The sequence below is a fragment of the Psychrobacillus sp. FSL W7-1493 genome, from assembly GCF_038004905.1.
Taxonomy (GTDB): domain Bacteria; phylum Bacillota; class Bacilli; order Bacillales_A; family Planococcaceae; genus Psychrobacillus.
The window spans coordinates 3,184,165-3,208,615 of record NZ_JBBOSB010000001.1 but is presented as its reverse complement, the minus strand read 5'-3'; the positions used below and the strand labels follow the sequence as shown (position 1 = coordinate 3,208,615).

At 34.9% G+C, this 24,451-nt stretch carries 23 protein-coding genes; all 23 read left to right on the top strand.

Features of this window, described 5'->3' with window-relative positions; all coding sequences use genetic code 11:
* Nucleotides 1-20 precede the first annotated feature (20 nt).
* On the top strand, nt 21-749 hold the full coding sequence (locus tag MKX96_RS15985; protein ID WP_340885193.1) for a YveK family protein: 729 nt from the start codon (nt 21-23) through the stop codon (nt 747-749).
* Between the two features lies 1 nt (nt 750).
* A complete protein-coding gene (locus MKX96_RS15980; protein WP_340885190.1) occupies nt 751-1,461 on the top strand; it encodes a CpsD/CapB family tyrosine-protein kinase in 711 nt (236 codons plus the stop codon).
* A gap of 52 nt (nt 1,462-1,513) precedes the next feature.
* Nucleotides 1,514-2,284, top strand: a complete 771-nt coding sequence (locus MKX96_RS15975; protein WP_340885188.1) for a tyrosine-protein phosphatase — start codon at nt 1,514-1,516, stop codon at nt 2,282-2,284.
* Between the two features lie 509 nt (nt 2,285-2,793).
* Nucleotides 2,794-4,626 carry a polysaccharide biosynthesis protein gene (locus MKX96_RS15970; protein WP_340885186.1) on the top strand — a complete coding sequence of 611 codons (1,833 nt, stop codon included), beginning with the start codon at nt 2,794-2,796 and terminating at the stop codon, nt 4,624-4,626.
* A gap of 86 nt (nt 4,627-4,712) precedes the next feature.
* Nucleotides 4,713-5,828 carry a DegT/DnrJ/EryC1/StrS family aminotransferase gene (locus tag MKX96_RS15965; RefSeq protein ID WP_340885184.1) on the top strand — a complete coding sequence of 372 codons (1,116 nt, stop codon included), beginning with the start codon at nt 4,713-4,715 and terminating at the stop codon, nt 5,826-5,828.
* Nucleotides 5,829-6,467, top strand: a complete 639-nt coding sequence (locus MKX96_RS15960; protein ID WP_340886086.1) for a sugar transferase — start codon at nt 5,829-5,831, stop codon at nt 6,465-6,467.
* Between the two features lie 26 nt (nt 6,468-6,493).
* Nucleotides 6,494-7,126 (top strand): acetyltransferase, encoded by a 633-nt coding sequence (locus MKX96_RS15955; RefSeq protein WP_340885181.1) that lies wholly within the window; start codon nt 6,494-6,496, stop codon nt 7,124-7,126.
* Between the two features lie 38 nt (nt 7,127-7,164).
* Nucleotides 7,165-8,454, top strand: coding sequence for a hypothetical protein (locus MKX96_RS15950; protein WP_340885179.1), 1,290 nt, complete (start codon nt 7,165-7,167; stop codon nt 8,452-8,454).
* Between the two features lie 27 nt (nt 8,455-8,481).
* A complete protein-coding gene (locus tag MKX96_RS15945; RefSeq protein WP_340885177.1) occupies nt 8,482-9,720 on the top strand; it encodes a glycosyltransferase family 4 protein in 1,239 nt (412 codons plus the stop codon).
* Between the two features lie 43 nt (nt 9,721-9,763).
* Nucleotides 9,764-10,888 (top strand): glycosyltransferase family 4 protein, encoded by a 1,125-nt coding sequence (locus MKX96_RS15940; protein ID WP_340885173.1) that lies wholly within the window; start codon nt 9,764-9,766, stop codon nt 10,886-10,888.
* An 18-nt stretch (nt 10,889-10,906) separates the two neighbouring features.
* Nucleotides 10,907-12,091, top strand: coding sequence for an O-antigen ligase family protein (locus tag MKX96_RS15935; protein ID WP_340885171.1), 1,185 nt, complete (start codon nt 10,907-10,909; stop codon nt 12,089-12,091).
* Entirely contained in the window at nt 12,088-13,308 is a 1,221-nt protein-coding gene (locus tag MKX96_RS15930) for a lipopolysaccharide biosynthesis protein (RefSeq protein ID WP_340885169.1), read from the top strand. The genes MKX96_RS15935 and MKX96_RS15930 overlap by 4 nt, the downstream gene beginning before the upstream one ends.
* 83 nt (nt 13,309-13,391) lie before the next feature.
* Nucleotides 13,392-14,705, top strand: a complete 1,314-nt coding sequence (locus MKX96_RS15925; protein WP_340885167.1) for a nucleotide sugar dehydrogenase — start codon at nt 13,392-13,394, stop codon at nt 14,703-14,705.
* Between the two features lie 27 nt (nt 14,706-14,732).
* Nucleotides 14,733-15,296 carry an N-acetyltransferase gene (locus MKX96_RS15920; RefSeq protein ID WP_340885166.1) on the top strand — a complete coding sequence of 188 codons (564 nt, stop codon included), beginning with the start codon at nt 14,733-14,735 and terminating at the stop codon, nt 15,294-15,296.
* A 36-nt stretch (nt 15,297-15,332) separates the two neighbouring features.
* Complete coding sequence (locus MKX96_RS15915; RefSeq protein WP_340885163.1) at nt 15,333-16,460, top strand: DegT/DnrJ/EryC1/StrS family aminotransferase; 1,128 nt, start codon at nt 15,333-15,335, stop codon at nt 16,458-16,460.
* 104 nt (nt 16,461-16,564) lie between these two features.
* Nucleotides 16,565-17,620, top strand: a complete 1,056-nt coding sequence (locus MKX96_RS15910; protein WP_340885161.1) for a sugar-transfer associated ATP-grasp domain-containing protein — start codon at nt 16,565-16,567, stop codon at nt 17,618-17,620.
* Nucleotides 17,621-18,410: 790 nt separating this feature from the next.
* The gene (locus MKX96_RS15905) at nt 18,411-19,082 is read left to right on the top strand and encodes a DUF1643 domain-containing protein (RefSeq protein ID WP_340885159.1); all 672 of its coding nucleotides are present in this window, start codon (nt 18,411-18,413) and stop codon (nt 19,080-19,082) included.
* 89 nt (nt 19,083-19,171) lie between these two features.
* The gene (locus MKX96_RS15900; RefSeq protein WP_340885157.1) at nt 19,172-19,651 is read left to right on the top strand and encodes a DUF2628 domain-containing protein; all 480 of its coding nucleotides are present in this window, start codon (nt 19,172-19,174) and stop codon (nt 19,649-19,651) included.
* A gap of 449 nt (nt 19,652-20,100) precedes the next feature.
* Entirely contained in the window at nt 20,101-20,793 is a 693-nt protein-coding gene (locus MKX96_RS15895) for a GntR family transcriptional regulator (protein ID WP_340885155.1), read from the top strand.
* Nucleotides 20,794-20,847: 54 nt separating this feature from the next.
* On the top strand, nt 20,848-21,861 hold the full coding sequence (locus tag MKX96_RS15890) for a C4-dicarboxylate TRAP transporter substrate-binding protein (RefSeq protein WP_340885153.1): 1,014 nt from the start codon (nt 20,848-20,850) through the stop codon (nt 21,859-21,861).
* Between the two features lie 8 nt (nt 21,862-21,869).
* Nucleotides 21,870-22,364 carry a TRAP transporter small permease gene (locus MKX96_RS15885; RefSeq protein WP_340885151.1) on the top strand — a complete coding sequence of 165 codons (495 nt, stop codon included), beginning with the start codon at nt 21,870-21,872 and terminating at the stop codon, nt 22,362-22,364.
* Nucleotides 22,365-22,376: 12 nt separating this feature from the next.
* Nucleotides 22,377-23,657 carry a TRAP transporter large permease gene (locus MKX96_RS15880; RefSeq protein ID WP_340885149.1) on the top strand — a complete coding sequence of 427 codons (1,281 nt, stop codon included), beginning with the start codon at nt 22,377-22,379 and terminating at the stop codon, nt 23,655-23,657.
* 29 nt (nt 23,658-23,686) lie between these two features.
* On the top strand, nt 23,687-24,445 hold the full coding sequence (locus MKX96_RS15875; RefSeq protein ID WP_340885147.1) for an SDR family NAD(P)-dependent oxidoreductase: 759 nt from the start codon (nt 23,687-23,689) through the stop codon (nt 24,443-24,445).
* Nucleotides 24,446-24,451: the final 6 nt, after the last annotated feature.

Genomic DNA, 24,451 nt, shown 5'->3' with positions numbered 1-24,451 from the left:
AGAAGGAGTTATCAATTTGAATGAAAGAAACAATAACAATTCAAGATATTTTTAAAACAATTAAGAAACGATTATCATTAATTGTTATATTGACGATAATTGCCTTAGCTATTAGTGCAATCGTAAGCTATGTTGTTTTAACCCCTATATACCAATCATCAACACAGATTTTAGTGAGTCAAGAAAAAACAGAAGTGAATTCGTTTAGCTCACAAGATATTGAAACGAATCTTCAACTTATTAATACATATAATGTAATCATCAAAAGTCCAGCAATCTTGTCACTAGTGATTGATGAATTGGAATTAAATACTACTGCTGCAGCCTTAACCAATAAGATTACAGTAAGCAATGCAGAGGATTCGCAAGTAGTTAATATTACAGTTCAGGATCCTGATCCTCAAAAAGCAGTTGATATTGCAAACAAAACTGCAGAGGTTTTCCAAGCACAAATAAAAACGCTCATGCAAGTAAACAATGTTAGTGTATTAACCCCTGCTGTTCTTGGGGATAATCCTACTCCAGTTAAGCCTGATCCGATGTTGAATATGGCCATAGCAGCGGTAATTGGAATGATGCTAGGGGTAGGACTGGCATTTTTATTAGAGTATCTAGATACAACTGTCAAAACAGAGGAAGATATAGAGGAACTATTACAATTACCTGTTTTAGGTTTAATTAGTAATATTTCCGAAAAAGATCTTCAAAGCACCAAACTAGAAGTAATCGATAGACGAAAGAGGTTGTGAAATGTCCAATAATAAAAAGAAAAATAAAACTTTATTGACTGCTGCTAGAAAGCTAATTACCACAGCCAATTCGAAAGCAATCGTTTCCGAACAATTTAAAACGCTTCGAACAAATATCAATTTTTCTATGCCTGATAGGGAAACGAAAACTATGCTGTTTACTTCTGCCTCTCCTAGTGAGGGGAAATCTACAGTGGCTGCAAATAGTGCAGTGGTTTTTGCTCAGGAAGGAAAGCGAGTGCTTTTAATTGATGGGGATATGCGTAAGCCGACAGTCCATTATACCTTTCATCTGACTAATACTTCAGGTCTCTCCAATTTACTTACAGGTCAAGCTCATCTAGAGGGAGTGATTAAGCATCATGAAATAGAAAATCTAGATATTGTAACTTGTGGTCCAATACCTCCGAATCCAGCAGAATTGCTAGGTTCTAATAGGATGGAAAAGATAATTGGAGATTTGAAAGAAAAATACGATATGATTATTTTCGACGCTCCTCCGGTATTGTCGGTTACTGATGCACAAATATTATCTAATTTATGCGATGGGACAGTTATTGTATTAAGTGCAGGGAAAACACAAAAGGATGCATTGTTAAAAGCCAAGGAAGCATTGATTGCTTCAAAGGCTAATATTTTGGGAGTAGTATTAAATAATTATGTACTTCAAAAAGATCATTATTACTATCAATATTATGGAGTTGAAGAGTGATTGGGAATTGTCCTAATCACTCATTTTTCTATTAAAAAATGGAGGTTAGATTATGGTAGATATCCACGGACATATACTTCCGGGAGTTGATGACGGTCCTGAGTCTATGGTGGAATCGCTTGGTCTTTTACATCAAGCAGAGAAAGAAGGAATTACGGATATTGTTGTGACACCACATGCTTACCACCCCCAATATAACGTAAGGAAAGACCTAGTGATAGAGAAATACAATAATGTTAAGGAGGAATTAGCAAAATTAGATTTGCAAATAAATTTACATTTAGGACAAGAGATAAGAATTGGAGACTCAATTGTAGAACAAATAAAAGAGGGGAAGGCATTGACCTTAGCCAACTCGAAATATGTTTTGTTAGAGCTGCCTTCATCAAATGTCCCTAACTATACTATAGCTATTATTCAAGAATTACTAGGTTTGGGGAAAGTACCGGTTATTGCACATCCGGAAAGAAACAAGGCTATTGCAGAAAAACCGAGTAGACTGCTAAAACTTATAACTCATGGAGCGATCTCTCAGATAACCGCAGGCAGCTTAGCTGGACACTTTGGAAAAAGTATTCAAAAAACCTCCATGCAACTAATAGATTGTAATCTGATCCATACGTATGGTTCTGATGTACATAGTAGGAAAACTAGGCCTTTTTTATTTGATGCGGGTCTATGTTATTTGGAGAAACATAAAAAACAGGATACAGTAGATATCTTTTTAGAAAATAACGCTAGAATTATCGAAAATAAAGAAGTCATTATTTTAGAACCAATAGAGCCACCAAGCTCTAAAAAATGGTGGAGTTTTATCGGCTAATTTAAAAGTATGAAGGTATATTCATTTATAATGTGGCCTTTTAAAAAGCGAGCAAAAAGTCAACTCGATTTGACTTTTTGCTCGTTTTTTTTATAGGAACACGTTGTTAATATTTTCCGGTCTGTAAGTAATTGAAATCAGTAACCAATTTATTCTATTAAAATACTAATGATAATACCCTTATTTTCCGTAAAGTAAACGTATAAATATTCTAAAAAAATTTAGAATCAAATGAACTATCGAGTGCAAATATGTATTTAGGTAATTTAATTTTATTACGAAATGCAGTAATAAATAATTTTAAAAATGGATTTATAAGTAAACAAACAGGGATTTATTTGACTGAATTAAAAGTAAGAAATACCTAGATAACAGTTATATTTCAATTGCATTACAATAAAATTACAACAAATTTATATCTAAAGTGCTATAATTGTGACCAGCTGGAATGGAATTATACATAAGTAAAAGAAATAGCTTACATAGGAAAAGAATAGGAGAGTGACACGATGTCATTAAAGCGAAGAATGTCGATGCTGATATTAGTCGATTCTTGTATAGTGTTGTTTTCAATATACATTGGCTACTTTCTGCTACATCCGATCGATAATCCATTTACGGATGTATTGTTATTGATTAGTTCGCTTGCGATATTTGTAGCGCATCACAGTTTTGCAATGTATTACGGGCTGTATCGGAAGGTATGGGAGTATGCATCCGTGAAGGAATTATTGTCGATATTCAAGGCTGTAACTTTCTCTATATTGATTGTTGCTCTTATCCAAGCAATTGTAACGGGAGGAGTACTTGGTAGAGCACTATTTGTTACTTGGATGTTGCATATGTTGCTCATAGGAGGTACTAGATTATCCTGGAGAGTGCTAAGGGATACGTTCATAAGTGAGAAGAATTCTAAAGGGTCAAAAAAAAGGACACTTATAATTGGAGCTGGGGCAGCTGGAACAATGATTGCTCGACAATTGTTAAAGAATACAAACTCACCACTTCAACCAATAGCTTTTTTAGATGATGATTTAGCTAAAAAGGGATTGGACATCTTTAATATGAGGGTGTTGGGAGGTACAGACATAATAGAGGATGTTGTGTTGGATCAAAACATTGAGCATATCATAATTGCTATACCTTCAATGGAAAAGACCAGACGGGCAAGGCTTTTACAACAATGTCTAGATACTGGTATACGTACACAAACGATGCCTCTGATAGAGGACTTGCTAACTGGAAAGGTATCGATCAATGAAATAAGAGATGTAAAGATTGAAGACTTGCTTGGTCGAGACGAAGTAGAGTTAGACTTAGAAATAATTTCTTCAAAACTAACAAATAAAACAATACTTGTGACAGGAGCGGGTGGCTCTATTGGTTCAGAGATTTGTAGACAGGTGGCTAGGTTTAATCCAAAGGCAGTAATTCTACTCGGGCACGGAGAAAATTCTATTTATACTATAGACATGGAACTTAGACAAAAGGTTTCAAGAGATACAAAATTAATACCAATTATTGCAGACGTTCAGGATCGAGGTCGTATTTTTGACATTGTATCCGAATATAAACCGGATGTAATTTATCATGCAGCTGCGCATAAGCATGTTCCATTGATGGAATATAATCCAATGGAGGCTGTAAAGAACAATATATTTGGTACGAAGAATGTTGCTGAGGCAGCTGATGTATTCGGAGTAGAATACTTCGTTATGATTTCTACTGATAAAGCAGTAAACCCACCAAATATCATGGGGGCGACAAAACGCTTTGCAGAAATGGTGGTTCAAAATCTTGCAAAAGAAAGCAAAACTAAATTTGCTGCGGTTCGTTTTGGTAATGTTCTTGGTTCACGTGGAAGTGTAGTACCACTTTTCAAAAAGCAAATAGCTATTGGTGGACCAATAACAGTTACGGATCCAGAAATGACAAGATATTTTATGACAATACCCGAAGCTTCAAGACTTGTTCTTCAAGCAGGTAGCTTAGCAAGCGGGGGTGAGGTATTTGTTTTAGATATGGGAGAGCCGGTTAAAATAGTTGACCTTGCAAAAAATTTAATAAAACTTTCTGGGTACAGAGAAGACGAGATAGGTATAGAGTTTTCAGGTATAAGACCAGGGGAGAAATTATATGAGGAACTCTTAAGTGAAAATGAAATTCAAAGTAGGTTTGTATTTCCGAAAATCCATATAGGTAAGGCGAATCCAATCAGTCAATCTGAGCTAAAATATGTGATGGAGAAGCTTCCTCATATGAATAATGTAACGCTAAAAGAAACATTAATAGGATTGGCAAATCATAAGTTTGTCGACTCACAAATTAAGGAAAAAGTTTGATACGTTAAACTAACTTTAATTAAGATTCAAAATGAAATTATTATAATTTCTAACCATGCTATTTAAATAGGAAGGAAGTCTAGTAAATGAAAGAAAGAATTTTCCTTTCATCCCCTCATATGAGTGAGGAAGGATATGAAATGCAATATGTGAAAGAAGCTTTTGATACTAACTGGATAGCTCCATTAGGTAAAAACGTAAATGAATTTGAAAAAGAGCTTGCTCTAAAGGTAGGATCAAAGGCAGCAGCAGCTCTATCAGCTGGAACTGCTGCACTACACCTAGCGCTTAAAGCAGCTGAAGTGGGGGCGGGGGATATTGTATTTTGTCCAACCCTAACTTTTTCTGCAACGGCCAATCCTATTATTTATCAAAATGCTACACCTGTCTTTATAGATAGTGACTATGAAACGTGGAATATGTGTCCAAAAGCTTTAGAAGAGGCTTTTGAAAAGTTCCCTCAAGTGAAAGCTGTTATAGTTGTTCACTTGTATGGTTTATCAGCCGATATGGATAAAATAGTTGCGCTTTGTAAAAAGTATAAGGTTACTTTAATAGAAGATGCTGCTGAGTCTCTCGGAACATATTATAAAGGTCAGCATACAGGAACTTTTGGAGATTACGGTATATTTTCTTTTAATGGAAATAAAATTATCACCACTTCAGGTGGAGGTATGTTGGTGTCTAACAATGTAGAAAGAATCGAAAAAGCAAGATTTTGGGCCACACAGTCTAGAGATCAAGCTAGACACTATCAGCATAGTGAGCTTGGTTACAATTATCGAATGAGCAACGTGGTTGCTGGAATAGGTAGAGGCCAGCTAAAAGTTTTGGATAAGAGAGTAGACAAGAAAAACTACATATATAATTTTTATAAACGGGAGCTTGGGAATCTAGAGGGTATTGAATTTATGCCTAATAACGAATGGGATAGACCAAACTATTGGTTAAGCGTTATAACGTTGAACGGTAAAATAAGACCTATTGATATAATGCAAGCTCTCGAAAAAGAAAATATAGAATCAAGACCAGTCTGGAAGCCAATGCATCTACAACCATTTTTCGAGAAGTATGACTACATCGGTAATCATGTATCAGAAGACTTATTTAATAATGGAGTTTGCTTACCATCTGACTCGAAGATGACAGATTCCGAACTAGAGAGAGTTACTAAGACTATTAAGGGAATATGGGAGGCATAAATCATGAGGCAAAAAGATGGGATGTATAAAAAACTCATTAAAAGACCATTAGATTTTATCGTTTCCCTTACGATGCTTATCATTCTTAGTCCTTTGTTGTTAGTTGTAGCAGTTTTTGTAAAAAATAAATTAGGGAGCCCAATTTTATTTAAACAAAATAGACCGGGCTTAAATGAAAAGATTTTTACAATGTATAAATTTAGAACGATGACAGATCAAAGAGATGAACATGGAGAGCCATTACCTGATCATGTAAGACTCACGCGTTTCGGAAAGCTCCTGCGTTCTACTTCGATTGATGAATTACCAGAGCTATTAAATATATTAAAAGGAGATATGTCCTTTATTGGTCCTCGCCCTCTATTAGTAGAATATCTAAAATTTTATAATGAAGAGCAAAGAAAAAGGCATAATGTCCGACCAGGTTTGTCTGGTCTTGCTCAGGTGAGTGGTCGAAATTCACTTAGTTGGGAAGAAAAATTTGAGTTAGATGTTAAGTATGTTGATAATATATCCTTTCTAGAGGATGTAAAGATTCTATTTTTGACTATAAAAAAAGTATTTGTAAAAGAAGGTATAAACTTCGACAATACTAAAAAGAACAATAGATTTCAAGGAACCAGTAATAATCCAAAATGACCCATATTTGAATTTGAGGGATACATATGAAAAAGGTTTTTATAATAGGTAGTGGTGGTTTTAGCAAGCAGGTTATAGAAATTGTTGAAAAACTAAACAAGAATGAAAATAAATATAAGCTTATGGGCCTGATTGATGATAATGAAAGTCTTGTTGGTAGTAAAGTAATGGGTTATGAAATTCTCGGAAATACTGACTATCTAAGAGAATATTCAGAGGAGAATCAAGTTTTTGGTGTAATTGCTATAGCTAATTGGAAAGTGAGAAAATTGTTAGAAACGAAACTAACAGCAGTTAATTGGTTAAACCTAGTTCATCCAAGCGCTATAGTAAGTAATTATATTCAAATGGGAGAAGGTAATGTTATTTGTGCTGGTGTGGTGATAAATCCAGATTGTCGAATTGGAAGTCATTGCCACATTAATATAGGTACGACCATGGGGCATGATATAGACATGCGAAACTTCGTAACAGTTATGCCTGGCAGTAGAATATCAGGGAATGTCACTTTAATGGATTGCTCAATGATAGGAACTGGATCCACTATTTTGCAAGGGTTGACTGTCGAAGAAAATGTAATAGTTGGGGCTGGTGCAGTCGTAACCAAAAATACGAGTCCTAATGGTTTATATTTGGGTGTACCGGCTAATAAAAAATAGATATAAATAAGAAGCGAATTAAATGAAGGGTGATTATAATGGCAAGAAAGACTCTTAGAGGAACTGTGTTTTGGGGAGTAGATGCATTAAAAGGTAAAACGATTAAACAACACTATCAACATATAAAACAAATAATGGAAAGTAATACTTCGAATAACAAACAACTACTGTCCATTTGTAGTCATGCTTGTAATACCGTTCCTTTCTATAATTCCTTTAAATCATCCAACTTTAATGATTTACCTGTTGTCACAAAAAAACATTATAAAGAAATGTATTCATCCTTTCAATCTGAAATACATTTGAATAATGTATTTCATCAAATGTCCACTAGCGGTTCTACTGGTACACCCTTTACTGTCAACCAAGACAAAGCAAAACGTGAAAGAACGATGGCAGAGGTAATCTATTTTAATGAAATAGAAGGACAGACACTTGGTCAAAAATATATGTACTTTAAAGCTTGGCCAGAAAAGAAGACTAAATTAGAAAAGCTTAAACAAAATCTAGTTCCTGTCGACGTATTACGATTAGATGAAGAGGCATTAGAGAGTATTAGAGATACATTAAAAAAGGATAAACAAATTAATAGTTGTTTAGCTTATGCTTCTTCCTATGAAATTCTAAGTAATTATATATATAACAAAGGTGACACTCCGGATATGTATAATTTAAAGGTTATCTTTTCTAGTTCCTCGTTATTAAAGGAAGAAACGAGAGAAAAGCTAGAGAAGATTTTTGGTTGCCCTATTATTGATAGATACTCCAATCAGGAAAATGGCATTTTAGCACAGACAAAATCTAACGACAAAGTATTTAAAGTAAATCGTGCAAGCTACCATATTGAATTATTAAGGTTAGATAGTGATGAACCAGCTAAACCGGGCGAGCTAGGTAGAATAGTGGTCACAGATTTATATAATCATGCGATGCCTGTTATACGCTATGACACAGGAGATCTTGCAATATCAGATGATTTAGATCGTCAAAATATCTTTACTTTAAGAAGCATTCAAGGAAGAAGAATTGATATGGTATATGATACGCAAGGAAATGTTCTAACTCCTCATACTATAAGTGTACATATGAAAAAATATAAGCAGTTAAAACAATGGCAATTTATTCAAGAGGATAAAAATTACTATATTTTAAAGGTTAATGGAGCAGAGGGTATTTATATGAAAGATGATTTTGTAGATTCATTTAAGAAAATTTTAGGTGAAGATGCCCTCGTAGAAGTGATGTATGTAAATGAAATCCCTGTTTTATCTTCAGGTAAATTTAAGAACACTATATGTAATTATAAAATTCCAGAAAAAATAAAATAATTACAACGAACAGAAGAGGACATGACAATGCAAAAAAAAACAGTATGGATTTTCAATCATTATGCTCACGGTACATTCTTTAATAAGGGTGGGCGACATTATTGGTTTGCTAAAAATCTTATAAACAAAGGTTATGAGCCTACTATTTTTTGTGCTAGTACTAAACATAATAGTGATTCTTATATACCAATACAAAATGGAAGTTACGAATTAAAGTCAGTAGAGAAAATACCGTATGTCTTTGTGAAGACTACTAGATATAAAAATGGGATAGAACGTCTACAAAATATGTGGAACTTTTACCGAAACCTTTTCCCCTCTAGTAAGCAGTATAGTAAAAAGTATGGTAAACCAGATGTAATCATAGCTTCTAGTGTGCACCCACTAACTCTACTAGCGGGGATTAAAATAGCTAAAAAATTTAATGTCCCATGTATTTGTGAGATTAGAGATTTATGGCCAGAGACAATTGTCCAGTACGGAACTCTAAAAAAGAATAGCTTTGTGGCAAAGCTTTTGTATAAGGGTGAAAAATGGTTATACAAGAAAGCAGACAAGCTTATTTTTACTATTCCAGGAGGAAAGGATTACGTTGAGGAAATTGGACTGGACTCATCAAAGGTTAGGTACATTAATAATGGTGTTGATTTAGAAGAGTACAATACAAACAAAAAAGAGCTCATATACTCTGATGAGCATCTAGATGATCCTTCTACATTTAAAATTCTTTATACAGGCACCATGGGTGTTGCTAACGAATTAACTTATTTAATTAAAGCAGCAGAGGAAATACAAAGAAAAGGTATTCATGATATTCAATTCATCTTATTTGGTAACGGTAGTCAAAGAGAAAAGTTAGAGCAGTATACAGTTAGTAAAGGATTAACTAATATCGTTTTTAAAGGTAAGGTAGATAAAAAACTAATCCCAAACATTTTAAGTAAGTCTAATTTAAACGTTTTCACTGGAAAACATATCCCATTGTATAAGTATGGTCTGAGTCTAAACAAGCTCTTTGACTATCTGGCATCTGGAAAACCTACCTTATCTAATATGGAAAACGGCTACGATATTCTAACTAAATATAATTGCGGGAAAACCGTAAAGGGTGGCTCAGTGGACGCTTTAGTTCAAGGGATTTTAGAATTTTATCATATGGATGACCAAGAATACAATCAGTATTGTCTTAACTCCTTATCTACCATACAGGAATATGATTTTAAAACGTTAACTGACAAATTAGAGAATATTATTATTGAAAGCTAATAAAATGTTTTCATTTTGAGGAGTAAATAAGGAGGGAGTAAATATGCAAATTTTACATATAAATTCATATTACGGTGGCGGAATGCTTTATAAAAATATTTACGATCGCCAAGTAAAAAATGGCATTCCTATTGATGTTTATGTCCCCACTCCTTTTACTACGGATTTATCTCACTTGCAGCTAGGAGATTATACAACCGTTAGAAAAAATCATCATAAATTCGATCGTTACTTGTTTTATGTGAAGCATCAGAAAATCTATAGGGATTTAGTAAAAAATTTCGAAATACAGAAATATTCAATAGCCCATGCACATACTCTTTTCTCTAATGGGTATATTGCTTTACAGACAAAGAAAAATTTCGGCATCCCATATGTAGTAGCAGTTAGAAATACAGACGTAAATCAGTTTTTCAAAAAAAGAGTTTTTCTTCGTAAACTAGGTGTTGAAATATTAAAGGAAGCTGAATCTATTATTTTTCTATCTGATCCGTATAAAAATATTGTGATGGAAAAGTATATCCCACAGAAAGATAGAGAAACGATAATCAAAAAGTCTATCATTATTCCTAATGGTATAGATGAATTTTGGTTTAATAATTTAGGGAAGCCAAAAAGTCTATCTCAACCTCTGTGCATAAATGCTGTTTTCGTAGGGGCTGTAAACAATAATAAGAATCTTTTAACCTCGGCAAAAGCATTAGAAACTTTACAAGGTAGGGGCTTTAACGTTAATTTTACTGTTGTTGGGAAAATTAGTAATGAGCAGGTATTTGAAGAGCTAATGAAGTTTTCGTTCGTAAATTATTTAAAGCCACTGCCAAAAGAGAGGTTAATAGAAATATATCGTTCCAATGATATTTTTATTATGCCCTCTTTAACTGAAACTTTTGGGCTCGTGTATCCAGAAGCAATGAGTCAAGGCTTACCGCTAATTTATTCAAAGGGACAAGGATTTGATGGTCAATTTGATGAAGGGAAAGTTGGATATCACGTGGATGCTCACGACCCTACTATGATAGCGGATCGAATAATAGATATCATGAAAAATTATGAGGATATATCTAAAAATTGCTTGGAGTTAGTAGACATCTTTAATTGGGATAGATTGTTGACTCAATATGATGATGTGTATGCTAAAGCATTAAAGAATGAATCCAAACGATAAGAGGAATGTGAATAATTTATGGTAAAAAATAAATCAGATGATCAAAAAATAAGCATAGCAATAATGGCGTCCTTTATAGTCCTGACTATTCAATATTTTCTTCTGATTTATTTTAATCTTATTGGTACGGGTATCGGCTCAGGAATACAACTGTTTTCTAAAATAATGGTTGGAGTATTATTTTTGTATGCACTACCTGCTGTGTTAAAAAGAAGTTTAGGGAAGTTTATCGGAGTATATTTTGTTGCTATTCTAATTTTCCTTATAAATTATCTGTTTTTCCCACAGAATCATCTCTACTTAAAACAATTAATTTTTCCATTGTTTGGTATGTGCTTGCCCGCGTTCATATATACAATGAGCCTAAGAGATTTAGATGTTTTTAAAAGAGTTATGGTTAAGGCGAGCTATCTAGTTTTCTTTTTTGGTGCATTACTAGGAATCATCATTGTTACTGGAAATGCTAGTGCCGGGTCTTATAGTATGGCTCTATCCTATTATATGCTACTCCCAGCTATTCTATTTTTAGATAGCCTAATAAATAAATATTCAAATAGGGCACTACTTTTTTCTCTAATCTCTATTTTTGTAATACTAGCCCTTGGTTCTCGGGGCGCCATATTATGTATTGTTGTGTTCATTGCATTAAAAATGATTCGTTTAATCTTTCAGGTTTCCTATTCCAAAGTATTTTACAATCTTTTAGTAGTTGTAGGTTTAGTTTTTATAAGTCTAAACTTAGATAAGTTATTTAATATGCTTTATGAAATATTAAACAAATACGACATCAATAGTAGAAGTATAAAATTATTTTTGAGCGGGGAAGTTCATCTAAGTGGAAGAGATTACATATATGAAAATCTTATAAAAGCTGTAATGAACAATCCCTTCCTAGGACTTGGTTTAGGAGCAGATCGTCGAATTATTGGTAAAGAGGGAGGATATGCACATAATTTCTTTCTTGAGATAGTTGTTAACTTTGGCGTAATCGCTGGAGGAATAGCAATTTTGATTATCTTGTTTTTATTAATAAGAAGTCTCTTATCCCAAAATTTAAATAATTATTATTTAATAATTATTTGGATATGTTTAGGGTTCATCCATTTGATGATAAGTAGTTCCTATATTACAGATATCAAGTTTTGGATTTTATTAGGGTTGCTTATCAAACTAAATATAGAAAACGGTGAGAGATTAACATGAAAAAAAAACAATTTCTCGTGGATTCCCTGCTAAATATTATATCAGCTGCATTACCACTGCTTATTCTTCAGCTAGTTTCCTATCCTTTAATCGCCAGGGCACTAGGAGGGGAAGAATACGGGTTAATAATAACCTTGATTAGTGTGTTTACCGTTGTCAGTTTTCCACTAGGGAATGTATTGAATAATATTCGTTTATTGAGGGACAAAGAATATAAAAACGAAAACTTAGAAGGAGATTTTAATCCTCTATTAGTAGGGTCTTCTTTTATAAGTATTCTTCTAATTATCATTATTTCCTTTTATATCGATTCTAGCTTAAGTATTCTGGATTACCTATTATTATGTTTGATCACGGTTGGGTCTATTTGGAAGGAATATTTAGTAGTAACTTTCCGGTTGGTATTGAATTATAAGGGGATTCTTTTAAATAACATATATATGAGTGTAGGTTATTTAATAGGTTCAATCATATTTTTGTATTTAGAATACTGGCAGATTATCTATTTCGTAGGATTGTTATTTAGCTTAATCTATATTATCCGTCATACTAGCTTACATAAGGAAAAGTATAAATTATCTACATTATTTAAGGATACAGCTTCAAATGGGGTATCATTGTATATCGCAAACCTATTGAAAAATGTTCTTTCCTATGCGGACAAATTAATTTTACTACCTTTGCTTGGACCTGTGAGTGTTGCTATATATTATAGCTCTACTATTTTGGGGAAAATTATATCGATGATGATTAACCCAGTAAACTCTGTCATTTTAAGTTATTTAGTTAAAGTAGATAATATAAGCATAAAAAAAGTAGTGAAAATGTTTAGTGTTTCTTTAGTATTAGGTGCGGTAGGCTATATCACTACTATTTGGATTAGCCCGTACTTCTTAGGATTTTTCTATAATGATTGGGCCGAAGAGTCGTTAGAGCTAGTTTATATAACTACAGCTACAGCCATTATAAGTGTACTGTCTACAGTAGTTCAGCCCTTCAACCTTCGATTTAACAAAATTAGCTGGCAAATTTACATGAGTGGTCTTCATTTGTTCGTATATGTTGCAGCGGCGTTCTACTTTTATAAAATTGATGGATTAAAAGGATTTACATTTGGCGTTCTCGTAGCTGCAGTATTTAAACTAATTATGCAGTTAGGTGTATTTATGCTTAATTATCGAAGAAGCCAAACAGTGAAAGGTTCCAAAGGGGGGTAAGTCCTGTTCACCAGGCTTTCCTAATTTGGCACTTAATAATTTACATAAAAATAAAAACGATAGAAGAAAGTAGGACATATAAGATGAAAACAAAAATATTAAATAAAATTGAAAATAAACAAATAACAGTAGGTGTAATCGGACTAGGATATGTTGGACTTCCATTAGCGGTTGAAAAAGCGAAAGCTGGCTTTAAAACAATAGGCTTTGATGTACAACAAGAAAAAGTAGATATGGTTAATAAAGGGCAAAATTATATTGGGGATGTAGTCGAGACAGAATTATCAAGTATAGTCGAGAGTGGTTTGCTGTCAGCAACTATAGACTTCAGCTTTATTAAAGAAGTAGACTTCATCGCTATTTGTGTGCCAACTCCTTTAGATGAATATCAACAACCAGATGTGAGTTATCTTGAGAGCTCTTCAAAAGAAATAGCGAAGTATCTTACAAAAGAGACGATGGTAGTCCTTGAATCTACAACTTACCCTGGGACAACAGAGGAATTAATTAAACCAATTTTAGAAGAAGGTTCGGGCTTAGTGTGTGGAACTGATTTCTACTTAGGGTTTTCTCCAGAACGTGTAGATCCAGGGAATTTAGTCTATAAAACAAATAATACACCTAAAGTTGTTGGTGCTATTGGTGAAGAGGCTACAGAAGTAATTGCAGAAATGTACCGTGCTGTTTTACAAGGAGAAGTAATAACTGTTTCCTCTCCAGCAATAGCTGAAATGGAAAAAATTCTGGAAAATACATATAGAAACGTTAATATTGGGCTTATTAATGAGCTTGCAATGTTAAGTAATAAAATGGGAATCAATCTATGGGAAGTAATAGACGCAGCTAAGTCAAAGCCTTATGGTTTCCAAGCATTTTATCCAGGTCCAGGATTAGGTGGACATTGTATTCCTCTTGACCCTTACTATTTATCTTGGAAAGCACGTGAATTTGGATTCCATACATCTATGATTGAATCTTCCATGATGGTTAATGATCGTATGCCTGAATATTGTACAGAGCGAGCAAGTAAAATATTGAATAGAGATAAAAAACCAATGAATGGTTCTAGAGTTTTAGTTTTAGGTGTTGCTTATAAACAAGATATAGAAGACTTCAGAGAAAGTCCTGCTATTCGAGTAATTGAAGAATTAGAGAAAGAAGGAGCAGATGTAGTGTACTTTGATCCTTTTGTTCCTGAATATCGCGAGAATGGAATAGTGAAAAAAGGAGAACCTGAGTTAACTGCAGAATTATTAGGTAGTGCAGATTTAGTAATTATAACAACCGCTCACTCAACTGTTGATTATGAATTTGTTCAGAAACATTCAAAATCCATTTTTGATACGAAGAACGCAATGAAATCAATTACTAATAGAGATAATGTGGAATTGTTATAGTCTGCAAGATAGGACGGAGGTTTGTTCATGAATTTTTTTGTACATGAAAGCAGCTACGTAGACGAAGGTGTGGAAATAGGTTCTGATACGAAAATTTGGCATTTTAGCCATATCCAAAAAGGTGCAAGAATCGGTGAAAAGTGTTCTATTGGTCAAAATGTAAATATTTCTAATAACGTTCAAATAGGTAATGGCGTGAAAATCCAAAATAATGTCTCCATATATGAAGGAGTAGTGTTAGAGGATTACGTCTTTTGCGGACCATCTATGGTTTTTACAAATGATTTAACTCCTAGAAGTAAGTATCCTAAAGGGACTGAAGGATATAAAAAGACGCTAGTAAAATACGGAGCATCCATCGGAGCAAATGCAACAATCGTTTGTGGTAATTCAATTGGTCGTTGGGCCATGATTGCTTCAGGTGCTGTAGTAACTAAGGATGTTCCAGACCATGCTTTGATGGCAGGGGTACCTGCCAAACAAAAAGGCTGGGTCTGTGAGTGTGGTCATGTGCTAAAGGAACAATTGAAATGTAGTGAATGTGAAAGAGAATATAATCTTTCTAACGGAGTACTATCAGAAACTCTATAGTTTAATTAACTAAAAAGTATAGAAAGCTGGGTTATCATGGAATTTAGAGATTTAAAAACTCAATATGAAACATACAAAAATGAAATTGATTCGGCTATACAGAAGGTTTTAACTAACACGAACTTCATTGGAGGCAATGAAGTAAAAGAATTAGAAGAACAATTATCAAATTATACAGGAGTAAAGCATACTATTACATGTGCTAATGGAACAGAGGCGTTATCTCTTGTATTAATGGCATGGGGTATTAAAGAGGGAGATGCAGTCTTTTTACCTGACTTTACTTTCTTTTCAACAGGTGAAGTAGTTTCATTTGTTGGAGCAACTCCCATTTTTGTCGATGTAGACAGAAACACATTTAATATAGACACCCAAAAATTAGAACAAGCAATCGTTCAAACAATTGAGGAAGGAAAATTAACTCCTAAAGTCATCATTCCTGTCGATCTATTTGGACTTCCAGCCGATTATCCTGAAATCGAAAAGATTGCACAAAAATATAAGTTATTAGTACTGGAAGATGGAGCTCAAGGCTTTGGTGGTAACATTGGCGGTAAACGGGCATGTAGTTTTGGTGATGCGGCAACTACATCGTTCTTTCCCGCGAAACCATTAGGAGGCTATGGTGATGGAGGGGCTATCTTTACGGATGACGATAATTTAGCAGAATTGTTGAGATCCCTAAAAGTACACGGAAAAGGTAGTAATAAATATGACAATGTTAGAATTGGTGTGAACTCGAGGTTAGATACCATTCAGGCTGCCATCCTTCAAGTGAAACTAAAGGCCTTTGCTAATCATGAGGTTACAGATGTCAATCGAGTAGCTGGTCATTACAATGAACGCTTAAAGGATGTCGTTGAAATTCCTTATATGCCAGAAGGCTATATTTCTAGCTTTGCTCAATACACGATTAAACTTAAGAACAAAGCAGAAAGAGATAATCTTCAAACCAAGCTAAAAGAAGAAAATATCCCAAGCATGGTCTATTACGTCAAACCGATGCATAAACAAGAAGCATTTAAAGACCTTGGTTATAATGAGAATGATTGTCCGGTGACCAATGAGTTATGTGATACAGTACTATCATTACCAATGCATCCTTATTTGAGTGAGGAAGAGATCGAACAAGTTTGCAAAGTAATCAAAGAATTTATGAACTAAAATTATGAGCAGTCGATGTAATAACTCGACTGCTTTTCTATACCTGAGAGTTTTTCAGATATAAAGTGGTTACTATTTTTATACAAAAAGGTGGAAGTGCTTTCATGATAAAAGATAAGGCTATGAATGTATATCGTCAGGCGAATATTTATCGGACGTTTATTAGAAAAAACTTAAAATCATCCGTTAATAAAGGAGTTAGCAAAAAAATTTCTAACTCGAGGTTAGGTTTCTTAAGTGAGTCAGAAATAATTTATAATTTTAAGGAAAATAATCCTCAAGAATACTTATCTGATATACAAAGACTAAATACAAGATATTTAAATAGCCCATATAGTTTTGTTTTAGATGAAAAGCTAGTATTTGAATCCATGTATAAGCAATATATCAACGTTCCTAAGAATTTGAGTTTAATTGAAGCAGGGAAGTTTTTATGTTTGGAAGAAGTAGAAAAGATTGATTCTCCTATGAAAATTTTAAAATACTTAGACAGACATTCAGCATGCGTTATTAAACCAATACGTAACGGTGGAGGTTATGGGATACTTGTTTTGAAGAAGACAGAAGGAAATTACTTTCTAAATGGAACGCAGATAGATGAAGCTGGACTCGAAAAAGTAACTTCCAAGCTAAATAATTATATAGTTAATGAGTTTGTTGAACAAAGTAATTTTAGTAAAGACTTTTATCCGAAGACAACGAATACGATTAGAATTTTAACTATGATAGATCCTCTTACGAACAAACCTTTTATACCTATAGCTGTCCAAAGAATGGGGAATTTAACATCTATACCTGCTGACAATTGGACGCAGGGAGGATTAAGTGCCGAAATTGATTTAGAGACTGGAGAGTTAGGAAAAGGTGTATCCTATCCTAAAAATGGGAAACTACAATGGTATAGTGAACATCCAGAAACAAAATCACCAATTGAAGGAAAGTTAGTTCCGAATTGGAATGAAATGAAAGAAAGTATACTAAATGCTGCCTCTCTCTATCCATATATTAAATACGTAGGGTGGGATATTGTTATTACTAATGGAGGATTTTCTGTTCTAGAAGGAAATAATTTTAGTGATGTGAATTTATTGCAGGTACATAGACCCTTACTTAGAGATGAAAGAGTGAAAAGGTTTTATAAACATCATAGAATCATCTAGACCTTCTTAAAAAATGTACTTATGAAGTAATAAATAGAAGATAATCCGCTAGACAGTTACATAAGATATTCACATTACTGTCTCTTAGTCCTTAGTATAAAAGAAAGAATTGAAGAAAGAAGCAGTGTTATTAGCAGATTTAGCTGCTTCTTTTACTTTTATGTTAATGAATTAAAATCAAATCGTTTTATATAATTACACCCTTCACAAGCCATACCTATTTGTTTATTTGTTTCAGGGTCAATAAAATAAAACTCATTATAACCACAAATCTCACACTCTTTTACATGTAAAATTCTACGTGGTCCTATTTCTTTGTCTAACTTAGTACTAAAGTCTGACAACACTTCCTACACCCCATCACATAAGATTCTTTTACTCCCTTTAACTTCGACAGAATTCTTAAATATTTTATAATAAATACATAATGGAGAAAGAAAAAGCGTCTTTTCACCATCATTGATATGCAAACAAGTAATTGTAGTCTTTTTACGTTATTAATTAATGTAATTAAATTGTAAAACCCATTTTTATGATATTAAATAGTAAAAAAGTTTTTCTAATTTAGGTGAAAGGTAAAAAGAAATAGTTCAAAAAAATTAATTACAATAAAAGTATAAATCGAAAGGTCTAAAGGGTCAATCATATTCTTTTTGTATTTAGATTTAAATTTAAACATAAAATAAGAGGAATTTATAAATAATGGAGTTTCTAGAAAGGTATTTAAAGGTATTTTAATAAATAAATAGAATTACTCATTAGTAATCATATTTTACTAAGGGGGAATACGATGATAAGTGGAAAGATATTAAACGAACAGTTCGTCGTCATGGCTAAATTTGAATATAGACAGTTTGAAGTACACCAGGTTTTAATTAGATCAGAGGCTCGTATTTTAAGGAGGGGCACACAAATACCAGAAGATTTATCTAATAGGAAAGCTAATGCATTAATAGTTATGCAAAACCCCGGAAGTTGTTTACCGAAAGAAGAATTAAAAGATGAATGGCAGGAAAGTATTCCAGATAAAACACAATACCAGCTTATGCGCTTGATGGAGAGGATGAATTGGGATGAACTAATTATAGTGAATCTATCCGATATGTGTGAGGGAGACTCCTTTGAATTCAAGCGATTGCTGAAAATTTGTGAGCTACAAAATGTTCCAAACTCACGCTATGCCAAAAACATTCAGGATTTTATAGATATGACAGAACTAGTGGATTATGTTATATACGGTTGGGGATCAAGGCCAGAGGCAAAGCGGCTTGCTATGGAACATGGTTTTTTACCGATTGAAGGTCTGAAATTGAATGGAAAAGAACCAAAGGCATACTGGAATAAAAGTAGAGATTATCCAAGGCATCCATTCCCGTATCTGCCTAATAGATGCGAGGAGTGGTTGAATGAAATGACTGCCGTTTTAAAAGAACCCAAAGAAGTGAGCATTGGCGAGGCATAATAGAGTAACGGTCTAGTTTAAACAAAAGGAGCAGTTGTTCGAACGACCGGTTAACTGCTTCCTTTATTAACAAAGGGAGGAATACATAGATGGCTAATAAGAATTATCCCGAATTAGATGAGTCGTTACATGGGGCATTTGTAGGAGCTAGCAAATGGGAGTATTATTCCCGAAAGTGGAATCACGGGCTATCATGGAATTGGGCGGCATTTTTTCTTTCGTTCTTTTGGTTAGGCTACCGGAAAATGTATGCGTATATTTTTACCATATTTGGTCTTTTTCTTTTATACGATATCATCATTGTTCTCAGTGGGTTAGATTTTGGACCAGATGAAACAATCGGTATTACAGCAGGAGTGGTCTGCGGAATCTTAGGGAACAATTTATATCTGATGCATGCGAATAGGCAGATCAAGCGAGTAACAGAGCAGCAACATGGCAGTGAGGAATTCGTGCAGTCAGAGCTTCAACTGCGCGGGGGTACTAGCTGGCTAGGAGTGTTAGCGGCCTTTGGTTTACTCATTCTTTATGGAGTTCTTGCGGGGTTGATTTATGGGTTTGGGGGATAAGAGGATAATAGGAAGTGGTTGGCCGTCCCTGTGTCAGACACAATTCTTTTGGCTGAAACCTTGTGGTAGGCGGGTTTCTGGTGGAATTGTGTTTGTCCCTGTGTCGCACACAATTCGCTACAATTCGGAGAGTTGACTTCATCCCTGTGTCAGACACAATTCTTTTGGGTGAACCCCTTTGGTAAGTGGGTTTTTCGGGGAAATGTGTTTGTCCCTGTGTTACACACAATTCTCTACAATTCTTGCGATTAGAAAATTTCCATGGCATCTTGATTATAAGATGCTTTTTTTATTTGTCCTTGTGATTTTATTAGCAAAAATCGTTTGTGTTATAACAAAAGTACTAATGATATTAAACTATTAAGTTAAAATATAACTATTTTTCTGAATGTTGAAATATATACTACCATACAAGTATACAATTATGGTAATATGACTTTAGTAAAGGGGTGAGTATTCTGCTAGCAGATAATTTTAATAAAAGAAAGAATGTCTCTACTCGAGATCATGTGTATGAGACGTTAAAGGAAAGCATTATTAAACTGGATTTGAAACCGGGGCAGAGTGTCTCGGAAAAAGAGATTTCGGAGTTGCTTAGTGTCAGCCGTACGCCTGTTAGAGAAGCGTTTGTGAAGCTTGCGCAGGAAGAGCTGTTGGAGGTTTATCCTCAGCGTGGCACGTTTATCTCTTTAATAGATTTAGAGCATGTGGAAGAGGTCCGATTTATACGGGAGTTGTTAGAAAGAGCGTCCGCTAAGCTTGCTGCGGAACGTCCAGAAAACGTGGACTTCGTTTCTTTGAGAGAAAATTTACAGAGGCAGCGGTATTGTATAGAAGAAAAAAACTATACGAAGCTTTTTGAACTGGATGAAGAGTTCCACTATATCATTTCGATTGGTGCTGAAAAGCCGAGGATTTGGTCCGTGCTCCAAAATTTTAATTCCCATCTTAATAGAATTAGAATGTTGAGCCTGGCAGCTAACTATAATTGGGAACAAATATTGTCTCAGCATATGGTGATTGCTAACGCAATAGAGAATGGGGATCCCCAGCTTGCAGATGAGGCAATGGGAGAGCACTTGAGGAAATTACGATTTGAACTTGATTCATTAAAAGAGGAATATCCGGATTATTTTAAGTAATTTTTTTAAAGAGAAATGTAAGCGCTTTATTCAAAAAAACAAGGGGGCTTTTCAATGAAAGGGAAAAAGTATTTACTATTAAGTTTGGTTTTCATGGTTTTCACATTGCTTGCAGCATGCTCGGATGGCGAAGATGGTAAGACAACGGCTAGTGCGGATAAGGTTTATACACTCAAGATTAATACTGCATTGGCTTCAACTGACCCAATTTATCAAGGAATAGAAGCTTTTAAAGATCGGGTTGCAGAAAGAACAGATGATAAAGTGATCGTTGAAATTTATGGGAATGGTTCACTTGGTGATGATAGCGATGTATTGGAGCAAGCGAAGGTAGGAGCGAATGTAGCTGTGCTAGTAGACTCTGGTCGTTTAGCGGAAATGGTTCCTGAGATCGGTATTCTTTCGGCGCCGTATATTGTAGACAGCTATGATGAGGCTAACAAGGTAGCTCAGTCAGACCTATTTAAAGGATGGGAAGAGAAGCTTGCAAGTGAACATAATTTACAAATTTTATCGTTTAACTGGTATCAAGGAGATCGACACTTTTTAACGAACAAAAAAATTGAAAAGCCATCTGATTTGAAGGGCTTAAAAATTAGAACACCGGGAGCTACTGTATGGACAGAAACTATTTCTGCAATGGGAGCTAGTCCTGCTGGTATGGCATTCTCCGAGGTTTACCCAGGAATTCAACAAGGGGTTATCGACGGAGCTGAGGCACAACATCCAGCGTCGTACGGTGCAAACTTACATGAGGTTGTAAAGTATATTGCAAAGACTGGTCATTTCCAGTTGATCACTGGTATTGTAGCTGGAGCTGATTGGATGGCTGAGCTACCAGAGGACTATCAGGCAATCGTTTACGAAGAGGCTCAAAAGGCTGGAGAAGAAGCTTCTGAAAATACAATCGGACAGCTAGCTGACTTTGAAGAAAAGATGAAAGAGGCTGGCGTGGAGATTAACGAAGTAGATATCGAGGCATTTAAAAAAGCTACAGAGGTTGTGTATGAAAAGATAGATGGCTATGCAGATTTGAAGGATGAAGTGAACAAAATTCTAGGGAAGTAGTGATTGCAATGATCAATAAAGTTGCAGGAGTATATGTGAAGTTCGAAAACTTTCTGACAAACCTTTTAATGATTGGAATTGTGTTCTTTGTCTTTTTAGCTGCGGTTATGAGATGGGCTGGATGGCCCCTCTCATGGTCAGTTGAATTTGCTCAATTGCTCTTTGTCTGGGCAATATTCTTAGGCGCAAATCGCACATTAAGAGAACGAAAACACATTACGGTAGATGTATTTGTAAAGGCCTTGCCTCAAAAAGCTAAAAACATTATTGAACTCTTTACGAAGATTCTTGTTTTGGCATTTTTGTTTTTTTTAACAAAGTATGGTTTCCAATTAAGTATGGAGAATTCATCTCGTCAGATTAGCAACCTTCCAGTAAGTTATTCCTTTATAACTTTAGCTGTACCTGTAGGAAGCGTTTTGATGATATTAACAATTCTTAGTCAAATCAGGGAAGAAGTTATTGGCTTTAAGTCATCATTATCAAACGAGTTGAAATCATAAGGAGGGAATCATTTGTTAGTAGTTGCAGTCGTATTTTTTATTTTACTTTTTCTTAATATGCCAGTTGCTTTTGCTATAGGGATTGCCAGCCTTATGTATTTTTTAGTAGGTTCAGATTTACCTATTGAAATTACCACCCAACGGATGGTGGCTGGAACGCAGTCTTTTCCGCTTCTAGCTGTTCCTTTCTTTATACTTGCAGGGAATTTGATGAATGCATCAGGTATTACAGATCGTCTAATTCGTTTTTCAAATGCTTTAACGGGACATTTGAAAGGAAGCCTTGCACATGTATCTATTGTTTTGAGTACTGTTATGGGCGGTGTATCCGGTTCAGCCAATGCCGATGCAGCTATGCAGAGCCGTATCCTAGGTCATAAAATGATTGCCCGTGGATATTCAGGGGGGTATTCTGCTTCTGTTATAGCGATTAGTTCCTTAATCACCGCTACTATACCGCCTAGTATCGGACTTATCCTTTACGGATATGTCGGGCAGGTTTCCATTGGGAAACTTTTCTTGGCTGGTATTATCCCTGGTCTTTTAATGATGGTCTTTTTGATGGTCATCTCCTATGTTATAGCTAAAAAGCGTAACTATGATAGTAATGTTGTACAAAAAAGAGCAACTTTTAAAGAGATTATGATCACCTTAAAAGAAAGTATTTGGGCGCTTATGTTCCCAGTCATATTAGTAGTGGGTATTCGCTTTGGAATATTCACAGCCTCTGAAGCGGGAGCATTCGCAGTAGTTTATGCCCTAATAATTGGTTTCTTCATTTACAAAGAGTTAAACTGGAAAAACTTTAAAGAAGCACTTTCTCAATCAGTGACAGATAATGCATCTATATTATTAATCATTTCCGTTTCTTCTATTCTAGGATTCCTAATTACATATGATCGCTTACCACAAAATGCGGCTGACTTTTTAATAGGTTTAACTACGAACGGAAATCTGATGATTATTTTAATATTGATTTTCTTAGTGATTGCGGGAATGTTCATCGAGTCTACCGTATTGGTTCTGTTACTGACGCCTATTTTCCTACCAATTGTTCAGCAAGTAGGAGTAGATCCAGTACATTTTGGAATCTTGATGATGACGATCGTTACGTTTGGAGGAATGACTCCGCCCGTTGGCGTTACGATGTATACTACTACCTCGATTATGAAGGTGCCATTAGAGGATTATGTGAAAGAGTCGATTCCTTTTATATTAGGTGTATTCGCATTGGTTCTTTTATTAACCTTTGTTCCTTCTATTGTAATGTTCTTACCAGATCTATTTATGTAAGAGAATAATATGGTTGGAGGGGGTATCTCATGTATTCATTTACAGACAAGGTTGTATGGGTGACAGGTAGCAGCACGGGAATTGGCAGCTCTATCGCTAAAGCGTTTGCGGAAGCTGGTGCAAAGCTAGTGGTTCATGGCAATTCGAATGTGGACGCAGCAAAGGAAACAGTGAACGCCGTGCAGGCATTGGGTGCAGAGGCTTTACTAGTGACTGGTGATGTGACAAAGCCACTTCACATACAGGAAATGGTGGAGCAAATAAACGCTCGGTTTGGACGTTTAGACGTTTTAGTCAACAATGCAGGAACGATGGTAAAGCGTTCTAAAATAGAGGATCTCGATCATGACACATGGAATAACATCTTTGATATTAATGTATCCTCTGTCTTTCATGTAACAAAGGCAGCCCTTCATCTTCTAAAGAAGTCTGCAAATGGAAATATCATTAATATCACCTCTATTGCAGCGAGAAATGGAGGAGGCGGTGGTGCAGTGGCCTATGCATCGGCGAAAGGTGCAGTGAGCACATTGACTAGGGGGCTTGCCAAGGAACTGCTAGAATACAATATTCGTGTCAATGGCATTGCCCCTGGAGTTATAGAAACACCATTCCATGAAAGATATTCATCTCAGGAGCTACTGGATAAGATGACAGCACAAATTCCATTGGGAAGAACGGGAACACCAGACGATATTGCAGGGGTAGCGCTTTTTCTAGCATCCGATTATTCTAGCTATCTAGTAGGAGAAATAGTGGAGGCTAACGGCGGAATGCTAATGGACTAAGGGAGG

Coding starts and splice junctions, on each gene's coding strand:
- MKX96_RS15985 (WP_340885193.1), top strand. CDS start 21: ATGAAAGAAACAATAACAATTCAAGATATTTTTAAAACAATTAAGAAA.
- MKX96_RS15980 (WP_340885190.1), top strand. CDS start 751: ATGTCCAATAATAAAAAGAAAAATAAAACTTTATTGACTGCTGCTAGA.
- MKX96_RS15975 (WP_340885188.1), top strand. CDS start 1,514: ATGGTAGATATCCACGGACATATACTTCCGGGAGTTGATGACGGTCCT.
- MKX96_RS15970 (WP_340885186.1), top strand. CDS start 2,794: ATGTCATTAAAGCGAAGAATGTCGATGCTGATATTAGTCGATTCTTGT.
- MKX96_RS15965 (WP_340885184.1), top strand. CDS start 4,713: ATGAAAGAAAGAATTTTCCTTTCATCCCCTCATATGAGTGAGGAAGGA.
- MKX96_RS15955 (WP_340885181.1), top strand. CDS start 6,494: ATGAAAAAGGTTTTTATAATAGGTAGTGGTGGTTTTAGCAAGCAGGTT.
- MKX96_RS15950 (WP_340885179.1), top strand. CDS start 7,165: ATGGCAAGAAAGACTCTTAGAGGAACTGTGTTTTGGGGAGTAGATGCA.
- MKX96_RS15945 (WP_340885177.1), top strand. CDS start 8,482: ATGCAAAAAAAAACAGTATGGATTTTCAATCATTATGCTCACGGTACA.
- MKX96_RS15940 (WP_340885173.1), top strand. CDS start 9,764: ATGCAAATTTTACATATAAATTCATATTACGGTGGCGGAATGCTTTAT.
- MKX96_RS15935 (WP_340885171.1), top strand. CDS start 10,907: ATGGTAAAAAATAAATCAGATGATCAAAAAATAAGCATAGCAATAATG.
- MKX96_RS15930 (WP_340885169.1), top strand. CDS start 12,088: ATGAAAAAAAAACAATTTCTCGTGGATTCCCTGCTAAATATTATATCA.
- MKX96_RS15925 (WP_340885167.1), top strand. CDS start 13,392: ATGAAAACAAAAATATTAAATAAAATTGAAAATAAACAAATAACAGTA.
- MKX96_RS15920 (WP_340885166.1), top strand. CDS start 14,733: ATGAATTTTTTTGTACATGAAAGCAGCTACGTAGACGAAGGTGTGGAA.
- MKX96_RS15915 (WP_340885163.1), top strand. CDS start 15,333: ATGGAATTTAGAGATTTAAAAACTCAATATGAAACATACAAAAATGAA.
- MKX96_RS15910 (WP_340885161.1), top strand. CDS start 16,565: ATGATAAAAGATAAGGCTATGAATGTATATCGTCAGGCGAATATTTAT.
- MKX96_RS15905 (WP_340885159.1), top strand. CDS start 18,411: ATGATAAGTGGAAAGATATTAAACGAACAGTTCGTCGTCATGGCTAAA.
- MKX96_RS15900 (WP_340885157.1), top strand. CDS start 19,172: ATGGCTAATAAGAATTATCCCGAATTAGATGAGTCGTTACATGGGGCA.
- MKX96_RS15890 (WP_340885153.1), top strand. CDS start 20,848: ATGAAAGGGAAAAAGTATTTACTATTAAGTTTGGTTTTCATGGTTTTC.
- MKX96_RS15885 (WP_340885151.1), top strand. CDS start 21,870: ATGATCAATAAAGTTGCAGGAGTATATGTGAAGTTCGAAAACTTTCTG.
- MKX96_RS15875 (WP_340885147.1), top strand. CDS start 23,687: ATGTATTCATTTACAGACAAGGTTGTATGGGTGACAGGTAGCAGCACG.